Annotated in this window: 20 protein-coding genes and 2 pseudogenes; 14 read left to right on the top strand and 8 right to left on the bottom strand. The window is 69.6% G+C overall.

Annotation, left to right across the window (positions count from 1 at the left end):
* Positions 1–5 precede the first annotated feature (5 nt).
* The 4 genes and pseudogenes from GFS60_RS31620 to GFS60_RS31635 all read right to left on the bottom strand — a co-directional run bounded on the left by GFS60_RS31620 (position 6) and on the right by GFS60_RS31635 (position 3,731).
* Positions 6–846 (bottom strand): annotated as a pseudogene (locus tag GFS60_RS31620) (ABC transporter ATP-binding protein).
* Between the two features lies 1 nt (position 847).
* Positions 848–1,960, bottom strand: coding sequence for a FecCD family ABC transporter permease (locus GFS60_RS31625; RefSeq protein WP_159928134.1), 1,113 nt, complete (start codon positions 1,958–1,960; stop codon positions 848–850).
* Complete coding sequence (locus GFS60_RS31630; RefSeq protein WP_236603589.1) at positions 1,957–2,988, bottom strand: FecCD family ABC transporter permease; 1,032 nt, start codon at positions 2,986–2,988, stop codon at positions 1,957–1,959. Before GFS60_RS31630 ends, GFS60_RS31625 begins: the two co-directional genes overlap by 4 nt.
* 173 nt (positions 2,989–3,161) lie before the next feature.
* A complete protein-coding gene (locus GFS60_RS31635) occupies positions 3,162–3,731 on the bottom strand; it encodes a TetR/AcrR family transcriptional regulator (protein ID WP_159928136.1) in 570 nt (189 codons plus the stop codon).
* A 116-nt stretch (positions 3,732–3,847) separates the two neighbouring features.
* Here GFS60_RS31635 and GFS60_RS31640 point away from each other — a divergent pair, with 116 nt between their 5' ends.
* Both GFS60_RS31640 and GFS60_RS31645 read left to right on the top strand, forming a co-directional pair.
* Positions 3,848–4,144, top strand: coding sequence for a hypothetical protein (locus GFS60_RS31640; protein ID WP_159928138.1), 297 nt, complete (start codon positions 3,848–3,850; stop codon positions 4,142–4,144).
* Positions 4,145–4,146: 2 nt separating this feature from the next.
* Positions 4,147–4,665, top strand: coding sequence for a DUF2269 domain-containing protein (locus GFS60_RS31645; RefSeq protein WP_159929080.1), 519 nt, complete (start codon positions 4,147–4,149; stop codon positions 4,663–4,665).
* Between the two features lie 29 nt (positions 4,666–4,694).
* Here GFS60_RS31645 and GFS60_RS39440 read toward each other — a convergent pair.
* The 4 genes and pseudogenes from GFS60_RS39440 to GFS60_RS31665 form a co-directional block, all read right to left on the bottom strand.
* Positions 4,695–5,186: pseudogene (locus GFS60_RS39440) on the bottom strand (M23 family metallopeptidase); the annotation flags it as partial.
* Positions 5,187–6,279: 1,093 nt separating this feature from the next.
* The gene (locus tag GFS60_RS31655; RefSeq protein ID WP_159928142.1) at positions 6,280–7,086 is read right to left on the bottom strand and encodes a cytochrome c biogenesis CcdA family protein; all 807 of its coding nucleotides are present in this window, start codon (positions 7,084–7,086) and stop codon (positions 6,280–6,282) included.
* Positions 7,083–7,688 (bottom strand): TlpA disulfide reductase family protein, encoded by a 606-nt coding sequence (locus GFS60_RS31660; RefSeq protein WP_159928144.1) that lies wholly within the window; start codon positions 7,686–7,688, stop codon positions 7,083–7,085. Before GFS60_RS31660 ends, GFS60_RS31655 begins: the two co-directional genes overlap by 4 nt.
* The gene (locus GFS60_RS31665; RefSeq protein WP_442972210.1) at positions 7,685–8,326 is read right to left on the bottom strand and encodes a TlpA family protein disulfide reductase; all 642 of its coding nucleotides are present in this window, start codon (positions 8,324–8,326) and stop codon (positions 7,685–7,687) included. Before GFS60_RS31665 ends, GFS60_RS31660 begins: the two co-directional genes overlap by 4 nt.
* A gap of 324 nt (positions 8,327–8,650) precedes the next feature.
* Here GFS60_RS31665 and GFS60_RS31670 point away from each other — a divergent pair, with 324 nt between their 5' ends.
* From GFS60_RS31670 to GFS60_RS31725, 12 genes are all read left to right on the top strand, one after another.
* Positions 8,651–9,031, top strand: a complete 381-nt coding sequence (locus GFS60_RS31670) for a BlaI/MecI/CopY family transcriptional regulator (protein ID WP_159928146.1) — start codon at positions 8,651–8,653, stop codon at positions 9,029–9,031.
* Complete coding sequence (locus GFS60_RS31675) at positions 9,028–9,990, top strand: M56 family metallopeptidase (protein WP_236603590.1); 963 nt, start codon at positions 9,028–9,030, stop codon at positions 9,988–9,990. The genes GFS60_RS31670 and GFS60_RS31675 overlap by 4 nt, the downstream gene beginning before the upstream one ends.
* Before the next feature lie 115 nt (positions 9,991–10,105).
* Entirely contained in the window at positions 10,106–10,495 is a 390-nt protein-coding gene (locus GFS60_RS31680) for a hypothetical protein (protein ID WP_159928148.1), read from the top strand.
* A gap of 106 nt (positions 10,496–10,601) precedes the next feature.
* Positions 10,602–11,714: a PLP-dependent cysteine synthase family protein gene (locus GFS60_RS31685; RefSeq protein WP_159928150.1), complete on the top strand. Its 1,113-nt coding sequence runs from the start codon at positions 10,602–10,604 to the stop codon at positions 11,712–11,714.
* Positions 11,714–13,003 carry an MFS transporter gene (locus tag GFS60_RS31690; RefSeq protein ID WP_159928152.1) on the top strand — a complete coding sequence of 430 codons (1,290 nt, stop codon included), beginning with the start codon at positions 11,714–11,716 and terminating at the stop codon, positions 13,001–13,003. Before GFS60_RS31685 ends, GFS60_RS31690 begins: the two co-directional genes overlap by 1 nt.
* A 126-nt stretch (positions 13,004–13,129) precedes the next feature.
* Positions 13,130–14,677 (top strand): multicopper oxidase family protein, encoded by a 1,548-nt coding sequence (locus GFS60_RS31695; protein WP_159928154.1) that lies wholly within the window; start codon positions 13,130–13,132, stop codon positions 14,675–14,677.
* A 98-nt stretch (positions 14,678–14,775) separates the two neighbouring features.
* Entirely contained in the window at positions 14,776–15,594 is an 819-nt protein-coding gene (locus tag GFS60_RS31700) for a F510_1955 family glycosylhydrolase (protein WP_159928156.1), read from the top strand.
* A 6-nt stretch (positions 15,595–15,600) separates the two neighbouring features.
* Positions 15,601–17,541, top strand: a complete 1,941-nt coding sequence (locus tag GFS60_RS40000; RefSeq protein WP_159928158.1) for a copper resistance CopC/CopD family protein — start codon at positions 15,601–15,603, stop codon at positions 17,539–17,541.
* 124 nt (positions 17,542–17,665) lie between these two features.
* Positions 17,666–18,115, top strand: coding sequence for a DUF6153 family protein (locus tag GFS60_RS31710; RefSeq protein WP_159928160.1), 450 nt, complete (start codon positions 17,666–17,668; stop codon positions 18,113–18,115).
* 95 nt (positions 18,116–18,210) lie between these two features.
* Complete coding sequence (locus GFS60_RS31715; RefSeq protein ID WP_159928162.1) at positions 18,211–18,888, top strand: DUF305 domain-containing protein; 678 nt, start codon at positions 18,211–18,213, stop codon at positions 18,886–18,888.
* Positions 18,889–19,009: 121 nt separating this feature from the next.
* Entirely contained in the window at positions 19,010–20,245 is a 1,236-nt protein-coding gene (locus GFS60_RS31720) for a L,D-transpeptidase (protein ID WP_159928164.1), read from the top strand.
* A 149-nt stretch (positions 20,246–20,394) separates the two neighbouring features.
* Positions 20,395–21,066 carry a TVP38/TMEM64 family protein gene (locus GFS60_RS31725; protein ID WP_159929083.1) on the top strand — a complete coding sequence of 224 codons (672 nt, stop codon included), beginning with the start codon at positions 20,395–20,397 and terminating at the stop codon, positions 21,064–21,066.
* Positions 21,067–21,233 lie beyond the last annotated feature (167 nt).

Genomic DNA, 21,233 nt, shown 5'->3' on the forward strand with positions numbered 1-21,233 from the left:
GCCGGTCAGATCCGTGCGTAGGGCACGACCACCGGGCCGCCGCTGGCCGGGTCGCTGAGGATATGGCACTCCACACCGAACACCTCCCGCACCATCTGACGGTCCACGACCCGAGACGGTGCACCGGAGGCGACGATCACGCCGTCGCGCAGGGCGACGAGGTGGTCGGCGAAGCGGCAGGCCTGCGCGAGGTCGTGCAACACCATGACGACGGTCCGACCCTGCTCCCGGTTCAGGCGCTGCACCAACTCGAGCACGTCGAGTTGGTGGGCCAGGTCGAGGAAGGTGGTGGGTTCGTCGAGCAGCAACAGCGGTGTGCCCTGGGCGACGACCATCGCGATCCACACCCGCTGACGCTGACCACCCGAGAGGGCGTCGACGGGCCGGTCGGCGAGCTCGACCAACCCGGTCGCGGTCAGCGCGTCGACCACGGCCGCCTCGTCGGCCGGGGACCACTGACGCCACATGCTGGTGTGCGGGGTCCGGCCCCGGGGCGACGAGATCGCGCACGGTGATCGAGTCCGGGGTGATCGGCGACTGCGGCAGCAGGCCCAGCTCGCGGGCGACCACCCCGGTCGGGAGGCCGGCGATGTCCCGGCCGGCGAGCAGCACGGTTCCCGCCTCGAGACGGTGCAGTCGGGCCAGGGCCCGCAGCAGCGTGGATTTCCCCGAGCCGTTCGCCCCGACGATCGCCGTCACCTGACCCGAGGCCACCTCCAGATCCAGATCCGGGATCACGGTACGGCCGGGCCCGTACCCGACACGCAGCTGACGGGCCGCCAGCGACGGCGCGGGCCGGATCACCGTGGCCGGGTCGACGGTGGGACTGGGTGCCAGGTCGGCCATGTCAACGTTCCTTGGATGTGCGCAGGATGAGATAGAGCAGGTACGGGGCGCCGACGAGCGCACACACCGCGCCCGCGGGTAACTCGAAGCCGGGGATCACCCCGCGTGCCACCAGGTCGGCCGCCAGCACCACCACCGCACCGAGCAGCGCCGAGGTCACCAGCGGCACACCCGGGCCGCGCACCACCCGCCGCGCGAGGTTGGGGGCGACCAACGCCACGAACGCGACCGGGCCCGCCGCCGCGGTTGCGGTGCCGGCCAGGGCGACTGCGGCAACCACGATCCACAACCGGCTCCGGCCCACCCGGATGCCGAGTGCGGTGGCGGTGGAGTCACCGAGCAGCAGGACGTCGAGGCGGCGGACCAGCACGGCCGCGAACGGCAGCAGGATCAGCAACGCCGTCGCCACACCCCAGACGTGCTCCCACCCGCGCCCGTGCAGAGAACCGGTGAGCCACACCGTCGCCTTCGTCGCCTGGTCGACGTCCCCGCGAACGAGGGTGTACTCGACCAGCCCGGTGAACGCCGCGGCGAGCACCACCCCGACCAGGACCAGACGGTGCGGGTCCAGCCCGGCGCCGTCCACCCGGCGGCGACCGGTCAGCGCGAGCACCAGAACTGCGGCCAGGGCGGCGCCCACGACCGCCCCGAGCGGCAGGCCGACCTGGGCCAGCCCGGCCGACGCACCGCCGGCGGCGGCCGTCGTCGAACCCTGCGCCAAGAGCACCAGGACCGCCCCGGCACTGGCACCGGCGGTCACGCCGAGAACGTCCGGGGAGGCCAGCGGGTTGCGGGCCAGCCCCTGGGTGAGGGCACCGGCGGCGCCGAGCGCCAACCCGACGAGCAAACCGACCAGGGCGCGCGGCAGCCGCAGCCGCTGAACGGTGAAGACCACGGACGACTTCCCCTGCCCGAGCAGCCCGCCGACCACCTCGCCCGGCGACAGGTCCGTCGAGCCGACCGCGAGCGCGGCCAGAAACAGGCCCACCGCCCCGGCTGTGGCACCCACACCGACGAGCAGCGCGCGGGGACGCAGCAGCGCCGACACCGGCCCCGCCTGCACCACCACGGCCCCGTTACCGGCCCGGGCGGCGCTCAATGCGGGAGCGGTCACCGGGCAGCTGTCCGGATCCGGCGCAGCACCACCAGCACGACCGGGGCTCCGACCACCGCGGTGACGATGCCGACCTGCAACTCGCCGGGGCGCACCACGATTCGTCCGAGCACGTCGGCGAGCACGAGCAGTGTGCCGCCGAGCAGCGCCGCGTAGGGCACCAGCCAGCCGTGCCGGGCACCGGTGAGGGCGCGGGCGGCGTGCGGCACCGCAAGGCCGATGAACCCGATCGGGCCGGTCGCCGCGACCGCGACTCCGGTGAGCAGGACCACGGTGGCCCCGATGGTGAGCCGGATCCGTCCCAACCGCAAGCCCAGTGCGCGCGCCGCCTCGTCGCCGAGCGCCAGGGCGTCGAGCCAGCGGGCGCAGGCCCAGCCCAGCAGGACGGCGACGCCGAGTACCGGAACCACCAGGGCGGCGGTGCTGTTGCCCCGTCCGGAGAGTGCGCCCACGGCCCAGAACCGGTACTCCTCGAGGGTGTCGGCGTCGATCAGGACCAGTGTGGTCGTCGCGGCGGCCAGCAACGCGGAGACCGCGACTCCGGCGAGAGCCAGTTCGGTGGAATTCGTCCGCACGCCTGACCGGCCGGCCAGCAGCAGCACGGCGGCTCCGGCCAGTGCTGCACCGACGATCGCGAATCCGATGTGTGCGGGCAGCGCGCCGGTCCCGAAGAAGGAAATTCCCAGCACCACCGACAGTGCGGCGCCGGCCGAGACGCCGAGCAGAGCCGGATCCGCCAGTGGATTGCGGGTCAGCCCCTGCGCCGCGACGCCCGCGACCCCCAGCGCCGCACCCACTGCGAGCCCGAGGACCGTGCGCGGTAACCGTTGCTCCAGGATGATGATCGCGGCGTCGCCTTCTCGCGCACCGCCGAGTACCGCCAGCACCTCAGCCACCGGCAGCGCACGCGTTCCCACCGCCAGCCCGGTCACCGCGACCAGCACCAGCGCGCCTGCCAGCACCACCATGCCGGCAGCGAGCTGTCCGCTCCGCAACGGCACGCGGCCGAGACTGGCAGGGACGGTCATGCACTCTCCCTCAAAGATCGGCGGCCTGAAAGTTGCCCTACCCTAACCGAAGGCACAAGCTCCGATGCTCACGGCAACGCCCACACCGCCGACCCCGACACCATCGCGACCAACCCCCTCGTCAGCGGCCGGTCCGCACCGGAATGGGTGGGGCGGCGCGGCGACTGCCTCACCTACCTCCTCCGCAACCCATCCACGGTGACCTGCACGAGCCGCTGTACCCCGTCCCGGGTGGGCAGACCGGTGGCCGCGGTCAGGGCGTGCAGGCAATACCTCGCCAGTTCGTCGGCGGCGATGTCGTCTCTGAGCTCGCCGCGGCCGGCGCCCTCGGCGATCAGGTCCGTGACGAACCCGGTGAGCTGGTGCTGCGCCCGGCCGACGTGCTCACCGCGATGCAACGCGGCGGTGTCCACGGTGGGCTCATGGTCGTGGAGGATCAGGGCGTAGGCCGCGAGCACTGCCCCCAGCCGGTCGGCGGCACCGCCGACGGTGCGGTCCCGCACCTCGGCGAGCTGCTCGAGGTGACGGAGGATCTGACGTTCGTGCCAGGCCAGGACGATCGCCTGCACGTCGGGGAAGTACTTGTACAGCGTCGCCCGGCCGATACCGGTGTCCTCGGCGATCCGCGACATCGTCACCGCCGCGAGCCCATGGTGGGCGACGAGCGCCGCGGTGGCGTCCATGACCGCCTCGCGGACGGCTTTGCGATGCTCCTCGATCGTCTCGTTCCACAGCTTCGGCACCCCGCAAGTGTACGCACCGACGTACTCAACACAGTGTGATTCAGGAGTGACGTTGTGTATCGTAAAAGTCCGGTACTGCTGCGGCATTCTGCTGCTCGGATGGGAGGACCCCCACGATGACTGACCCCACCCCTGACGCCGGTTCCCCCCGACCCGACGAGGACCGTGGTTCTCCTCCTCGGCGTGAACCCACGCCGCGCTGGGTAAAAGTGGTCGGCATCGTCGTCGGAATCTTGCTCGTGCTGGTGATCCTGATGATGGTGTTCGGCGGCGGCAACCATGGCCCCGGCCGCCACCTGTCCGCCGGGACCACCCTCGGCTCTGCCGCCGCGATCAGCGGGGACGTCGACGTCATGCAAGCCGGTGGCGGTTCTGTCGGTGATCGTCTCGGAGTGCGGACGGTCGCTGCGTGAGCATGTCGCCGGGCCTGCGTAAGCTCGCGCGGACCGTGCACATCAGCGCCTCGGTCGGCTGGCTCGGTGCGGTACTCACGTATCTGGCGTTGGCCATCGCCGCGCTGACGAGCCCCGCGGCGTCGACCGGGCGGGCCCTGCATCCCGCGATGGAGCTTCTCGTCTGGGCGGTGATCCTCCCGCTGAGTCTGGCATCGCTGGTCACCGGGCTCATCTCGTCGCTGGGCACCTCGTGGGGCCTGCTCCGGCACTATTGGGTGCTGTTCAAGCTGGTGCTCAATGTCGGCGCCTCGGCGGTGTTGTGGCTGTACACGCAGTCCATCGATTACTCCGCCGCCATCGCCACGAAGACGACCCTGACCGATGCCGATGTACTCGTGCTGAGGAATCCGACCCATGTGGTCCACGCCAGTGGCGCGGTCCTGGTGTTGCTCGCCGCGACCGTGCTCGCGGTGTACAAGCCGCGGGGAGTCACCCCGTACGGGTATCGGAGCCGACGTGCGGCTGCCGCCGCCGAGTAGCTCAGAACTACATTCCAGGGCTGAAGTCGTCAGTCCAGGCCGATGATCGATGCCCCTCGTTTGGTGAGCCACTTGAGGGGGTCGGTCTTGTCCCCGTCGGGTGTTTCGACTTCGAAGTGCAGGTGCGGCCCGGTCGAATTGCCCCGGTTCCCGATGGTGGCGATCTTCTGGCCGGCTTTCACCCGCTGGCCAACCTCGACGAGGTTGTCGTTGTTGTGACCGTAGGTGGTGATGGTGCCGTCGTCGTGCCGAATCCGCACCCACAGCCCGTATCCCTGGGCGGGTCCGGCGTTGATGACCTCCCCGTCGGCGACCGCGACGATCGGCGCGCCCAACGTGTTGGCGATATCGATACCCCCGTGATCGCGCCCGTCCCCGAAGGGTGAGGTGATCGTGCCGGACGACGGTGCCACGAACGCGCGGCTCCCGGGCCGATTCCAGGTCTTCGGTTGTGGTGCCGGCACCGGGTCTTCCTGCGCCGCCCCAGCTTCCTCGTCGTGTGGCTCGGTCTCGTCGTGCGGTTCGGTCCCGTCAGTGGTGTGTGTCTCGTCCAGGGTTTCGGTGCCGTCAGCGGTGTCGGTGCCGTCAGCGGTGTCGGTGTCCTCGTGCGTTTCGGTGCCGTCCGGAGTTTCGGTGCCCTCATGGACCTCGGTCTCGTCGTGGGCTTCGGTCTCGTCGTGGACCTCGGTCTCGGTCCCGCTGCCCGCCCCGGCCTCGGGGGACAGTTCCGCGGCGCCCGAGGCCGGTGCCTCCGGCGACGGCGTCACCGGCTCGGCCGTGGTGCTTTGTGGTGCAACGGTCGCGCCGGCCGGTGTGCTGGGCCCTTCCGGGGAGGTCTCGTACTGCGGTGCGGTGGAATCGGTTGCCGCGGGAGGTTCGCTGGGCACAGCGGAACCCTCCGCAACCGTGGATTCGTCGACCGGGGCGGTGGTCGCACCCGGCGGTTCGGTGGAGGTTCCGGAGAGGTCCGGCGGCGCCGAGATCGGTGGCGACACACCAGCGGCAGGGTCGTATTCGAGGGCAGCGAGCAATCTCGGGCCGATGCTCGCGTCGATGCTGTCGAGTTCATTCGTGCAGGCGCTCAGGGCACCACCGATGCCGGGTTCGCCGTGTGCCGACCACGCTCCCAGGCAACTCGTGAGCATCTGCTGGGTGGCCAGGGCGTCCTCGAGGGATCCGTTGGCCTGCGCGTTCTGCAGGCTGGTGGAGGCTATGTTCGCCACCTTCTGCCAGAGGCTGGGGTCGACGATGACCACGTCCGGGTCGGCGGTATCCGCGGTCATGGTCAGCGCATTGGCGACCGCGGCCGCGAACGACGTCGGCGCGGACACATGGGTGGCGGATGCGGTCGGCGCACCGGCAAGGAAGAGCGCGGCGGTGGCGGTCGATCCGCCGACGACCAGCGCGGTCAGTCTCTTACGTGCGGCGAAAGCGCCTGTCGTGCCTCGCATCGCAGTCCCTTCTGAAATTCACGCTCTGCACGAATGAACGGCCAACCGGACGAACGATGCGGCGCGAGTAAGTCAAGACGACACGCCGTAACGTTAGTGCATTTCCTTCCCTTCAGTGCCGCTAATGCCCTTCTTCCTCAGAGGTGACATTCAGAAACATCAGTCAGATCGGTAGCACGACGTTGCTGACGAACTCGTCCCGAAGCCAGGCAATGAACAGATCCCACGCCCCGGTCAGCAGAGCGAGCCCGACCACGATGAGGGCGATCCCACCGACGATTTGGATGGTCCGCGAATGCCGGCGCAACCAGCCCGCCCCGGCCATCGCCCTCGTCGACCCGAACGCGAGCAGGATGAACGGCAATCCCAGTCCGGCGCAGTAGGCGATGATCAACACCACACCTCTGGCGGCCGTGGCGCCTTCGGTTCCGGCCGTGACCGACAGGACGCCGGCGAGAGTGGGCCCGAGGCACGGCGTCCAACCCAAGGCGAAGACCGCACCGAGCAGCGGAGCGCCGGCGAGGTGCCCGATCCGTCGAGGACGGGGCCGGGTGTCCTTCTGCAGTGCCGGAATCAGTCCGAGGAAGGCCAACCCCATGACGATGGTGACGCCGCCGCCGAAGCGTTGGAGCAGTTCTCGGTTCAGGTGCAGGACGCTGATCAACCCGAAGACCGAGGCGGTGGCGAGAACGAAGACGAGGGTGAAGCCGGCGACGAACAAGATGGCGGCACCGGTGACCCGGATCTTGGCCGCGGTCTTCACCCGGAGGTCACCGGCCGGGTCGGTGGTGGTTTCGGCTCCGGCGATTCCGGCCAGGTAGGACAGGTATCCCGGAACGAGGGGAATGCAGCACGGCGAGGCGAAGGAGACCAGCCCGGCCAGGGCGGCGGCCCCGAGCGCCAGGAGCAGGGGTCCGGTGGCGGCGGCGGTCTGGAAGCTGGTGCCCAGTTCCTGGGCGAGCAGGTTCATGATTCGGCCGCTATTCGTTCGATCACCGGTTGCAGATCCTCGGTAAGCAGTGCCCGCAGGTAGACGGCGGCGACCTTGTGATCGCGGTCGAGGATCAGGGTGGAGGGGATGACGCTGGTCGGATAGCCGCCGCCGAGGGCGAGCAGGGTGCGCATGGGTGGGTCGTAGATGGAGGGGTAGGTGACGGCGTTGTCGGTGACGAAGTCCTGCGCCTTGTCGCGGTGCGGGTCGCGGACGTTGATGCCGAGGAATTGCACACCGAGGTCCCGGGTCGCGGTGAACGCGCGCTCGAGGTCGTCGGCCTCGCTGCGGCAGGGGGCGCACCATTGCCCCCACAGGTTGATCACCACGACCTGCCCGGCGTAGTCGGCGAGGGAGACGGGTTCGTCCGTCATCAGCTCGGCCCCGGACAGTGGTCCGATGGATCCACGGACGTCCGGTGGGTCGTAAAAGATGTCCGTCTGCCCGCCGGGGGCCACGAAGTCGAAGGTGCCGCCCTGGGCGACGGCGTCCGCGCCGGTGGCGCATGCCGTTGCCGTGAGCAGTGCCGCGCAGACGGCCGCGAGGGCGGCTCGCCTCCGCCTCGGCCTCGGCGTGGTCATGACAACTCGCGAACGGCTCGGTGGATTTGGGTGGGATCGCCGAAGGTGGCGGGCGTGGTGATGCGGTGGATCGAGCCGTCCGGGCGCAGCAGGAAACTCAGGGGCAGTACTGGCGGTGCGGCGAGCGCGGCGCGCAGCGCGTCGGCGTCGGTGTCACCGAAGGACGGATAGAGCGCCCCCAGTTCGGTGAGCAGCGCCAGTGCGGCGGTGGAGCTGTCGTCGACATCGATGCCGACGATGCGGATCGCATCCGGGGTGTGGGTGTAGGCCTCGAGGACGGGGATCTCCTCCCGGCACGGTCCACACCAGGAGGCCCACAGGTTGATCAGGGTCGACTCCCCGTTCAGGGCGGCACCGAGATCGACCTCGGTGGCCGAGCCGAGGCAGCGGGCGGTGATGCCGCTCAACGCTCCGGCCCCGGTGGTCGCCGATTCTGCCGCCGGGCACGGCTGCAGCGCTCCGGCGGCGAGCCGGTTCGAGTCGCCCTGGTCGCTTCCTCGGCCCAGTGCCGAGGCGGTGCCCGCTCCGGTGGAGGGATCGTTCCCGGTGTTGCGTGGCCAGAGAGCGATGATCAGCACGACGATCACTGCCAGAATCGGCACGAGCCAACGAATTCCGGCCGGCATGGGTTGACTCATGTCGTGGTTCTTCGGATCCTGCGGTCTCCGGGCCGGTTACGAGGGCATCATCATCGAGCACATGTCGCACATCTGGCACATCGTGCCGTTGAGCATCATCATCTGGCAGTCCCACCAGGCCTGCAGGTTGCTCACCATATCCAGCATCATCGGCTCCATTCCTCGATTCGGACGGGATATCCCGCACCCAATATACGTACTACGTACGTAGATAGTAGATACGGTGGTCCTTTGCGGCGTCCGCACTGGTGGGCGCGAGGACCGAGGCGGTGAACACCGTCCGGGGCGTCGTAGGCTGGGGCGACGAACTTGGTGGGAGGCCACATGCGGGTGCGCGGCTTCGGCGAACTCGAAGCGGTAGTGATGGAGCGGCTGTGGGACCGGGACGGGCCGACCACGGTCCGTGCGGTGTTCGACGACATGGCCCGGGGCCGGGAGATTGCGTACACCACGGTGATGTCGACGATGGACAACCTGCATCGCAAGGGGTGGCTCGAGCGTGAACGCAGCGGTAAGGCGTTCCGCTACTGGCCCACCCTGACCCGGGAGGAGCACAGCGCCCGGTTGATGCGGGAGGCCTTCCACTCCGGCGGCAGGTCCGATGTGGTCTTGACCCACTTCTTCGAGCAGATGAGCGAGGACGAGGCCGCCGGTCTTCGGGTGGCCCTGCAGCGAATGGCCACCGACGAGGACGCCGGCCGATGATGGGCGCGGCGGCGTGTTTCCTGCTGTTCAGTGGGCTCGTTGCCGTTCTCGGCCCGCCGGTGCTGCGCCGCCTGACCCATGGTGGCCTCGCCCCGCGGCTCGGCGTGCTCGCCTGGGCGGCGGCGATCGCGAGCGTGGTGCTCTCGTGGGCGATGGCTGCACTGCTGGTTGTGCTCGACCTACTCCGGTACCGGACTCTGCCCGGCGGGTCGATGATCGGCGCGTGCCTGGCCCACCTGCGGGAGACGGTCGGCGGCGCCGACACCGCAGTCGAGATGGTGGGAGTCGCCGTGGCCGCGACGGTGGTCTCGGCCACCGCGTGGATCGGTTGCCGACTCGCGGTGGGCCTGGTGCGCCTGCGGAGGCAAACGCACGGCCACGCCCGCCGCGCCCGCCTGATCGGCCGCCGGGTGTCCGGCGTCGATGCGGTGGTCATCGACAACACCGAGCGCGTCGCCTACTGCGCCGCAGGTCGCCCGCACGCCGTGGTGATCACCACCGCCGCACTCGAGGCCCTCGATGACCGGCAGGTCCAGGCCGTCCTCGCGCACGAGCGCGCCCATCTGGCCGGGCACCACGCGCAGATACTCGCCGTCCTGCGGGTGCTGACCGCCGCCCTGCCCGGTATCACGGTGTTCACCGCCGCCGCGCTGGAGGTCGCTCGCCTGCTGGAAATGTGTGCCGACGACTGCGCCGCCCGGGTGCACGGGCCGCGGCCCCTGCTCACCGGGCTGATCGCGTTGTGCGCCCCGGCGCAGGTCCCCGATGGGGCCCTCGGTGCCGGCAACATCGCCCTCCTGGAGCGGGCCGGACGACTGGCATCCCCACCGTCACGGTCGGCGAAGATCCGGGTACGGGTGATGTCGGCGGCCGTGGCCGCCGCGCTGACCGCCGCCCCGATCGCCCTGACCGTACTCGAGGTGACCGGAACCATGTGGTGCCTGCCGACGGCCTGGTGACCAGCGGGAATCGAACCCGCGACCGCGCCCATCGCCCGACTGTCTGGACCAATGCCCAGGTCACGGCTGCTACAGTCGAGAAATTGTGACGGCACTTGCGATACGCCCCCCGCGTATGCGGACGGTAGTCGCGGTCGCCGCTGTCCTGTATCTGCTCGCGCACACGATCGCCCAGTGCGGCATCTTCCTCGCGCACGGTCACCAGGGCGAGGACGTCCACGTCTCTTCCTCGTCCGCCCTGCCTGCCGAGGAGCTCACTCCCGGGCACGCGCACATCGACGACGGATCGACCCACGCGGCGCACGAGGCGCACACCGTCGTCGCCATGCCCCGATCCGACAACCCGCTCCGCCCGCTGACCGTCGCCGCGGTCGTCGCGATGGCCCTGGCGGTGGTGCTGGTGGTGCTGTCGGCGCCGCGCACTCCGCGGGCCCCGCCGGATCAACCCATTCCCATCCGGCGCGGCCGGACCGTCTTGAACGAACTCTGTATCAACAGGTGCTGATCAGCAGCCCGCAGGCCATCTGAGGACTTCCCCTCGTGGCCCAGCTCGTGCTGCCCATCACTCACCCACTGCTCTTGTCGCAGTCACATACAGGGATTTTTTCATCATGAACAGTGCTGTTCCCACCACCCTGATTCCACCATCGTCCGCTGCACCCCTGCCGGCCGCCGCTCACCGGTGCCCGCAACCGAGCACCATGGTCGGCAACACCCCCGTGTTGTGGATCGGTGAACCGTTCGCCGACGCCGGGCGGGGTTTCTGGGCGAAACTAGAAGGCAGCAACCCCGGCGGGATGAAGGACCGCCCCGCCCTGCACATGGTCGAGAAGGCGAGGGCCCGCGGCGACCTCGCCCCCGGTGCGATGATCATCGAATCCACGAGCGGCACCCTGGGTTTGGGCCTGGCGTTGGCCGGGATCACCCATCACCATCCCGTCACCCTCGTCACCGACCCCGGTCTGGAACCGATCGTGCACCGGATGCTCGCCGCCTACGGTGCCCACGTCGAATTGGTCACCACCCCCCACCCCACCGGCGGCTGGCAGCAGGCCCGGCGTGAGAAGGTCAGTGAGCTCCTCGGCGCCCATCCGGGGTCGTGGTGCCCGGATCAGTACACCAACCCCGACAACGTCGCCGCGTACGAGTCGCTCGCGCACGAACTCATCGCCCAGCTCGGCCGCGTCGACACGCTGGTGTGCTCGGTGGGCACCGGCGGGCACTCCGCCGGTGTGGCCCGGGTGCTGCGCCGGTTCTACCCCCACCTGAAACTGGTCGGCGTCGACACCGTCGGATCGACCATCTTCGGGCAACCCGCCAGTACCCGGCTCATGCGCGGACTGGGCTCGAGCATCTATCCCGACAACATCGACTATCCCGCGTTCGACGAAGTGCACTGGGTGGCCCCACACGAAGCGGTGTGGTCGTGCCGCACCCTGGCGGCCACCCACCACGCCAGCGGCGGCTGGAGCGTCGGCGCCGTCGCCCTGACCGCCGGCTGGATCGCCCGCACCAGCCCTCCGGACACCCGGGTCGCAGCCGTCTTCCCCGACGGCCCGCAGCGCTACTTCGACACCATCTACAACGACGACTACTGCGCCGAGCACGGCCTGCTGAACGCGAACCCACCGACGGAGCCGGCCACCATCGACCACCCGACCGACCAGATCGTGCAGTCCTGGACCCGGTGCGCCACCGTCGTCGATCCCACAGAGAGCGTGTGATGAAGAACCTTCTGACCCAGTTCCGCAGCTTCGACCGGCCCGCCCAGGTCCTGATGGTCAACCAGTTCTCCATCAACGTGGGTTTCTACATGCTGATGCCGTATTTGGCCGGATACCTGGCCGGACCCCTGGGACTGGCGGCGTGGGCGGTCGGACTGGTGCTGGGTATGCGGAACTTCTCCCAGCAGGGGATGTTCCTGCTCGGCGGCACCCTCGCCGACCGCCTCGGCTACAAACCTCTCATCGTGGCCGGCTGCCTGCTGCGGGTCGCCGGGTTCGTGCTGCTCGCGGCCGTGGAATCACTGCCGGCGATCCTGCTCGCCTCGGTCGCCACCGGATTCGCCGGAGCACTGTTCAACCCGGCGGTGCGGGCATATCTCGCCGCCGACGCCGGGCCCCGGCGGGTCGAGGCGTTCGCCACCTTCAACGTGTTCTATCAGGCCGGGATTCTGCTGGGCCCGCTGATCGGGCTCGCCCTGACCACCCTCGATTTCCGGGTCACCGCACTGGCCGCGGCCGCCGTCTTCGCCGTGCTGACGATCGTGCAGATCTGGGCACTGCCCGCGCACCGGACCGAACCGGCCGCGGCCAAGACGTCCGTACTCGAGGACTGGCGGCTGGTGGTCGCCAACCGGCCCTTCGTCCTGTTCGCGCTGGCGATGATCGGGTCCTATGTGCTCTCCTTCCAGATCTATCTGGCGCTGCCGCTGCAGGCGGCGGTGGTGGTCGGCGACGACCGGTCCGACACCGCCCTGGTGACCTCGCTGTTCGTGGTCTCGGGGGTGGTGGCCATCGCCGGGCAGTTGCGGATCACCGCCTGGTTCTCCCGCCGGTGGGGTTCGGGGCGGTCCCTGGTGGTCGGCATGGCGATCATGGCGGTGGCATTCGTGCCGCTGATCGCGCTGCCAGGCCCGGCCACCGCCAGCGGATTGGCCGCCGCCGGCGCCCTGGTACTGACCGCCGCCCTGTTGGCGGTCGGCACCGCCGCGGTGTTTCCGTTCGAGATGGACACGGTCGTCGCCCTCTCCGGCGGCCGGCTCGTGGCCACCCATTACGGCTTCTACAACACCGTCGTCGGGCTCGGCATCCTGCTCGGCAACCTGGGCACCGGCGCCGTCTTCGGGATCCTGCGCGACGCGGACCTGGGTGCGCTGATCTGGGTGGCCTTGACCGGTGTCGGGGCGGTCTGTGTGGCCGCGCTGTATCTACTCGACCGCTCCGCCCGACTCTCCCCACCGCCGGTCGAACCGGCGCTGCCCGAGACCGACGAGATACCGGCCGCGACCTAGGCCGCCGGGGTGCCCGCCCTGCTCAGACACCGACCCTCACCCCATCTACTATGCAACTACGTAGATTGGGTGGGGTTGTCGGCGACAGTCCCGTGCCGCCCTCTGCGCTCGAACAGGAGTTTGTGCATGATCGAACCGTTTCCCGGCGCCGCCCGCCTGTCGCGCCGGAACTTTCTGGCGCTGGCCGGTCTGGGGGTAGCAGCGACCGCGGTCGGGTGCAGCAGGGGCGGCGGCCCCGCACCGGCGCCGCACGCCGTCGGCCCCGACTCGACGGCAGTGCGGGCGGCCGAGCAGGTCCGCAAAGCCAATATCGGGACCGGGAACACGGTCACCGCCTCGCTGCAGGCTCGGCCGACCCGGATCGACCTGGGCGGGGTCCAGGTCGATACCTGGGCCTACGGCGACCGGATTCCCGGCCGGGAGATCCGGCTGCGCCGCGGCGATCTGCTCCGCGCCGAGCTGAGCAACGACCTGCCGGCCGAGTCGACCATCCACTGGCACGGTCTCGCGTTGCGTAACGACATGGACGGGGTGCCCGGGTTGACCCAGGCCGCCATCCCCGCCCGCAGCCCGTTCACCTACGAGTTCCTCGCCCCGGACGCCGGTACCCACTGGCTCCACCCCCATGTCGGGATGCAGTTCGACCGGGGCCTCTACGCCCCAATCATCGTGGAAGATCCCGCCGACGGTGCCGATTACGACCTCGAGGCCGTCCTGGTGCTCGATGACTGGCTCGACGGGGTGGCCGGCGCAACCCCGGACCGGCAACTCGACGCCCTGCGGCGCGGTGGGATGCCGATGAACGGCATGGGCATGGACCACGGCGGGATGACCGGGATGGGCATGGGGTCGCAGATCGATCCGGGAAACCCGCTCGGCGCCGACACCGGCGACGTGGACTATCCCTACTATCTGATCAACGGCACCCTCGGCGCCGACCCGTTCACGGTGCGGGCCCGACCCGAGCAACGGGTGCGGTTGCGGATCATCAACGCCGGCGCGGACACCGCGTTCCGCGTCGCGGTCGGCGGCCATCAGCTGACCGTCACCCACAGCGACGGATATCCCGTGCAGCCGGTCACCGGGTCCTCGCTGCTGATCGGCATGGGCGAGCGCTTCGATGCGATCGTCACACTCGGCGACGGGGTCTTCCCCCTCGTCGCCTCCGCGGAAGGCAAGCAGGGGCAGGGGTTCGCCGTGATCCGCACCGGGGCCGGTGGACGACTCGACCCGGTCATCCGCACTGCCGAGCTCGACGCACCCCCGATCACCGGCCTGACGCTGCGCTCGCGTGAGGATGTTCGACTCGACCGCCGTAACCCGGACCGGGTGCACGAGCTGATGCTGGGGATGGACATGTCCGGGTATCGGTGGACGATCAACGGCGCCACCTACGGCGAGCACACCCCACTCGAAATCACCCAGGGTCAACGGGTGCGGCTGCGGTTCGTCAACCAGACCATGATGTTCCACCCCATGCACCTGCACGGACACACCTTCCAGGTCGTCGACGGCCAGGGCGCCGGTCCCCGCAAGGACACCACCTTGGTGCTGCCGAATCAGAGCGTCGAGGTCGACCTCGACGCGGACAACCCCGGCCAGTGGCTGGTGCACTGCCACAACCTCTATCACGGCGAGGCCGGGATGATGACCACCCTGTCCTACACCGAATAACCTCTCCCCGCACCGGCATACGAGGCCGGCCATGTGGCGACCGTCGATGCGCCCCTGATTCCCCGTCCCTCCCCTCACGTACAGAATGAGACCCGAAGATGGCTGCCCACCCGATCACCCGCACCCTGCTGCCCACCGCCGCCGCTCTGCTACTGCTCACCGGCTGCACCTCTGGGGCCGACGAGCCCACGACACCCGACACCTCCGTGCCGGCAGTCGATTTCAGCTCCGAACTGTCCCACCTGCACGGACTGCACGTGGGCAAGGACGGCACCGTGCTGGCCGGCACGCACACGGGCATCTTCGCCATCGACACCTCCGGCTCCACCTCCCGCGTCGGCGGCTCCGACGACGACTTCATGGGACTGACCGGTGTACCCAACACCGACAACCTGTTCGCCTCCGGTCACCCCGGGCCGTCCAGCTTCGCCGCCAACCCGCTGGGGCTGCGCAGCAGCACCGACGGGGGCGGCAGCTGGATGGACCGCTCCCTGGCCGGGCAGGTCGATTTTCATGCCCTCAGCACGGACGGCCGCATCCTGGTCGGATTCGACGGCACCGATGGGCTGCTCGTGTCGACCGACGCCGGCACCACCTGGACGCCGGGCGCGAAACTGGTCGCCGCCGCACTGGCGATCAACGACAACGGGGTATGGGCGGTGACCCCGGCGGGCCTCGAACACAGCACCACCGCCGCCCGCACGTTCTCGCCCGTGCCGGACGCCCCGCAGCTGGTGATGATTGCCGGCGCCGGGGATGCGCTGTGGGGCATCGACGTCGACGGGTACGCCTGGCGCAGCCGCGGAGGACAGGACTGGCAGAAACGCGCCCAGGTCGGCACCGTCGACGCGCTGACCGCCGCCAACTACGACACCGCCTACGCCGCCACCTCCCAGGCGCTCTACACCCTGAACTGAACCGGCATGCCCACCCCCGCCCGACCACTGCTCCGTAGCCTGATAATTCTGCTGGCCCTGACAGCACTCGCCATGATGACGGGCGTCGGGGCGGGGCCGGCCAACGCCCATCCCACCCTGCTGTTCACCGACCCAGGATCGGACACCGCGGTCGCCGATTCCCCACCCACGATCACGTTGATGTTCAACGAGCCGGTCACTCCCGGGGCGCCCGCGGTCGTCGTCACCGGCAGCGACGGCCGAACGGTGCCGATGGGTGTCGCCGAATCCGTACGGGGCGGACGGGCTCTCACCGCCCGCCCGGCCGATGCGCTGGCACCGGGCACCTACACCGTGCGCTGGCTGGTGACCGGCGCCGACGGCGATCTCGTCGAGCAGGAGTTCCGGTTCGCGGTCGGTCTCGCCCTGACCGATGACGCGGGCGCGGGCGACGGCGAGTCGACGTCGTGGACCGATGCTGTGCTGCGGTGGTTGCTGTTCCTCGGGCTCGCCCTCGCGTTCGGTGGCCTGGTCGCCGAGCGCGTCACCACCACCGCCCGACGCGAGAATCCGGCGCTCCCGGCGGTGCGGTCCCCGGTGCCGGCCGGCGCCCTCCTCGGGTTGGCCGGCGTCCTCGGACTCGGCGCAGCACTGGCCGCATCCACCGACACGGTGAGTGTGCTGTGGCAGGAACGTGCCGGCCTGGTCTTGCTCACCGAGGCCGCCGGATTGGTGCTGGCCGCCGCGCTGGCCTTTGCCGGTCGCCGGGGATGGGCGGCGGTGCCGCTGGTGCTGGTGATCGCGGCGGAAGGGGTGCGCTCGCACGCCAATATCGCCGCACCCGGGTGGGGTGGTGCGCTCACCGCGATCCATGTGGCGGCCGCCGCGATCTGGGTGGGCGCCCTGCTGCATACGGCCGGCGCGGTGCTGGCCTGGTGGAGCGAACGGGCCGCGGTGCGGTGGGTGTTGGCGGGTTACACCCGGCTAGCGGCGTGGACCTTCCTGGTCGTGGTCGCCACCGGCACCGTCACTGCCCTGCAGCTGATCCCGGTCTCGGCCCTGCTGTCGACCGCCTACGGTCAGGTGCTGGTGGTCAAGCTGGTGCTGGTCGCCGCCGCCTCAGCGGTGGCACTGGCGGCACGGTGGGCGCTGCGCACCCCGGAACGGCTCCCCGCGGTGCGGAATCGGGTTCGGGCCGAGAGCGTGTTGCTGGTCGCGGTCCTGGCGGCCAGCGCCGCCCTGGTCTCCACCACCCCGGCCGGCAGTTCCCAGCAACCCGGTCCCCCGCCGCCGGACGGTCCGGTCCTGCCGCTGGGGACCCTCGCCGGGCAGGTCGGGGTATCGGTCGCCGCCAGCGACGGGCAACTGGTGGTGCGGTTGTCGACTCCGCGGCGCGGTGACTACTACGCCCCCGAACCGGGCCAGGACTTCACCTTGTCGGGGCGGATCGCCGCCGTGGAAGGCGACAGTGCCCTCGCCCTGCGCGGGTGCGGGCCGGGATGTTTCGTCGCACCGGCCACCTGGCAGGGCGGGGACAACGTGCTCACCCTCGGCGTGGCCGCGGCGGGCTGGCAGGGCGACACTGTCAGTCTGCTCGTGCCCTGGCCGACCGCCCCCGGCGGCGACAACCTCGCCCGCGCCGTCGCCGCGACCCGCGCCGAGGGCGAGCTGACCGTGTACGAGTCGGTAACCAGCGACACCACCACCGCCGCGCCCGAACCGCAGCGACTCAACCTGCCCGCCGACTTCTTCCTGGCGCAGGAACCTTACGCCGATGGCACCGCCCCGCTGGCGGTCCGGTTGCCGCACCCGGATGGGACTGTGCGACTGGCGCTCGGCTACCCGGCCGCCGGGATGAATGTGCTGCTCACCCTCGACGCCGCCGGCCGGATCAGCGAGGAAACGCTCACCGACACCAAACATCTCGTCACCCGCAGATTCCTCTACCCGGAACCCGGCGGGGAATGAGCGGCGGGCGATCGCATCAGGTCGGGACGCCACCCGGCCCGCAACCGGCCGGCGGCGTCCCGACGACACCGTGACTCGGTCGTGCCTTCACCGCGTCGGCCACCGGGCCGGGGTCAGTAACATCATGGTCGTGAAAGTGCTGGGGACGACACCGACGGTGCAGCAACTGCTGCGGGTGACCGCCGTCGTGGCGGTGCTGTTCGGTGTGCTCCTCATGCATTCCTCACCCCTGCTCGACCACTCGGCCGCACATCCCACCTCATCAGCGTCAGCTTCCGCCGGGCACGCGCACCCGCACGCCGCGGCCGCGGTGCCGGTGGCCCTCGGGGACATTCCCGTCGTACTGGCCGGGACCGGGTGTGAGGGCACCGACTGCAGCGACCACAGGGGCCTGCATCTGTGCATGTCCGTAATGACGATCGCCGCGGCGCTGGTCCTCGCCCGCTGGTACGCCACCGCCACCACCGGGCAGACCGCGGTGGCCCGCCTGCGGGCCCTGCTCCGTCACCATGTCGGCCGGGCGCCGCCGTGGACAACTCCCACCCTCGCGCAGCTGTCGGTGTTGCGGGTGTGACAGGTGTCCCACCTCAGGTGGGTCACCCACGCAGACGTCTCTCATGCACGCCTGCTTCACCTTTCACACACCGACCTTTTCGAGGAGTCCTATCCATGTGGTCTTTGCGTTCCCCCCGTGCCCGTGTCGCCCTGTCCGCCGCAGCCGTGTCCGGAGTCCTGGTCCTCGCCGGCTGTAGCGACGACAGCGGCGGCGGACACGACATGAGTCAAATGTCTAACACCGCCGCGAGCACCACGTCGAGCTCGTCCACCACCATCACGGGTGCGGTCGCCTTCAATGACGCCGACGTGATGTTCCTGCAGATGATGTATCCCCACCACGCGCAGGCCGTCGAGATGGCGAACATGGTCGAGGGGCGCACCACCAATCCGCAGGTACTCGACCTAGCCAAAAACATTGCCGCAGCCCAAGGACCGGAAATGGAACAGATGACCGCGCTGCTCGCGCAGCGCGGCCTGACTGCCCCCTCCACCGACGCCAGCGGCGGCATGAGCGGAATGAACCACGGCGGCACCAGCGCCGCGGCCGACGGCGGCATGAGCGGAATGATGACGCCAGAGCAGATGACCGATCTGGCCGGCAAGAGCGGCGCCGACTTCGACACCGCCTGGCTGAACATGATGATCGAACACCACACCGGTGCGATCGAGATGGCTCAGACCGAGCTGGCCGACGGCGAAAACGCCGACGCCAAGCAAATGGCTACCGACATCATCGCCGCCCAGCAGGCGGAGATCACCACCATGCAGGCACTGCTGCAACAGAACTAGCCCGATGGGGGTGGGACCGCGGTCCCTTTCCGGTCCCACCCTCCTTCCCCTACGCAGCGTGCACCCCATTTTTTTCTCGGCCCCCCGCTTCGCCGCCGCCTCGCCGGTATGGAGGAACCCCATGAACACTCGCCCACCACGTCGGACCCCGGTCCTGCTCGCCCTGGCGATCCTGATCGCAGTTCTGGCCGCCTGCGCCCCGTCCGGAACCGGATCATCCAGCCCGAGCGGCGATGCGAATCCGGCCACCCCGGCTGCCCCCACGATCACTTTCGTCCCCGCTGATGGAGCCGACACCGTCAACCCCGCGGACCCGGTGTCGGTCGAGTCCACCGGTGGGGCCCTCGAATCGGTCACGATGACCAACGATGAAGGCCGAGTCATCGAGGGCATCTTCACCCCCGACCGCATCGCCTGGAAACCCGGTATCCCTTTGGGTTACGGCAGGACCTACACCATCACCGCTGCCGCACGCCACGACGACGGCACCCGCACCGAGGGGACCAGCACCTTCTCCACCGTGCGACCGGGCAACCTCACCAAACCAACATTCGTCACCTCGGGCGGCAACCTCCTCACCGACGGCGGTACCTTCGGCATCGGGATCGTCATCGTCACCCACTTCGACGAGCCGATCACCGACCGCGCCGCCGCCGAGAAAACGCTGACCGTCGAAACCTCTCCGCCGGTGCAGGGTTCCTGGCATTGGGCGGACGATCAGAACGTGCACTGGCGGCCCCAGAACTATTACACCCCCGGCACCACGGTCACCGCCCGTGCCAACGTCTACGGCGTCGACCTCGGCGGCGGCCTGTTCGGTCAGGAGGATGCCGCCACGTCGTTCACTATCGGCGACGCCCACATCTCCGTCGCCGACGACATCACCAAACAGATCACGGTCACCAACAACGGGGAAGTCGTGCGCACCATGCCCACTTCGATGGGCATGGGCGGCAGCGAAACCATCAACGGGCAAACCCTGACGTTCTGGACCCAGCCGGGCATCTACACCGTCATCGACAAGGCCAACCCGGTGATCATGGATTCCTCGACCTACGGGCTCCCGGTCAACTCCCGCCTCGGCTACAAGGAAACAATCAACTACGCCACTCGCATCAGCAACGACGGCATCTACCTCCACGAACTCGAGGACACCGTCTGGGCGCAGGGCAATACCAATGTCTCCCACGGCTGCCTGAACCTCAGCCGAGCCCACGCGCAATGGTTCTACGACTTCTCCGTCCCCGGCGACATCGTCGAAGTCCGCAATACCGGCGGGGCACCGCTCGAGCTGTGGCAGAACGGCGACTGGAGTGTGCCCTGGGATCAGTGGATGGCCGGAAGTGCGCTGGCGTGACCCCACTTTCCTGGGTTCCGCGGACCTACACCGCCTACACCGCCGCGGTGGACGACTCAGGTGGTGAGCTGACACACGGCGACGATGCCGGCTCGCGCCCCTCCGCCAGCGACACCTCCACCAGATCCCTGCGGCGCGGAAACCTATGTGTGCCAAAGATCCTCCGCGCTCGCCGAGTCCTCGCCCTGCTGGCCCTGCTGGCCCTGCTGGCAGTGGCCGCCGCACTCGTGCCCCGCCCCTCGATCTCCCTGATACGGGACTGGGCGGAATCGATGGGCACAGCGTTCGTGTTGGTGTTCTTCCTGACCCAGGCGGTGCTGACGATCGCCCCGGTGCCGCGCACGGTGTTCACCCTCAGCGCCGGGCTGTTGTTCGGTCCCGCCGCCGGGGTCGCCGTCACGATCGCCGCCACGACAGTCAGCGCCGTGCTGTCGCTCCTGCTGGTGCGGGCGCTCGGGCGCAGCGCCGTACAAGCGCGGCTGACGCACCCCGCAATCCAAGCCATCGATGCCCGGCTGGCCCGGCGGGGCTGGCTCGCAGTCGGATCCCTGCGACTCATCGCCCCGGCACCGTTCGCACTGGTCAACTACTGCTCCGCGCTCTCCGCGGTGCGCCTGCTGCCCTACACCGCCGCCACCCTGGTCGGGACTCTGCCGGGCACGGTCGCGGTGGTGTTACTCGGGGACGCGTTGACCGGGCAGACGAATCCGGCACTGATGGTGGTGACCACGGTCTGCGCGGCGGCCGGGGTGGCGGGCTTGCTCGTCGACACCCATCTGCCCGTGCCGCCGAGGAATCGTGACGCCCATCACGGGGATTGACTTCAGGGTGTCCGCAACATTAGCGGCGGTATTCGAAGCGTGCGGTATTCGCGCCCGCGCACGTCTATGCCCGTCCGGACATAGAAGATGGCGTGATGGTATATCCGACCGAGCGAGGCATCGTGGGAGAACGACGAGGCCGGCGACGACTCCTGCGGCTTGACTCG

Origin of the sequence: Rhodococcus sp. WAY2 (assembly GCF_009859915.1) — a bacterium.
Taxonomy (GTDB): Bacteria; Actinomycetota; Actinomycetes; order Mycobacteriales; family Mycobacteriaceae; genus Rhodococcus_F; species Rhodococcus_F oxybenzonivorans.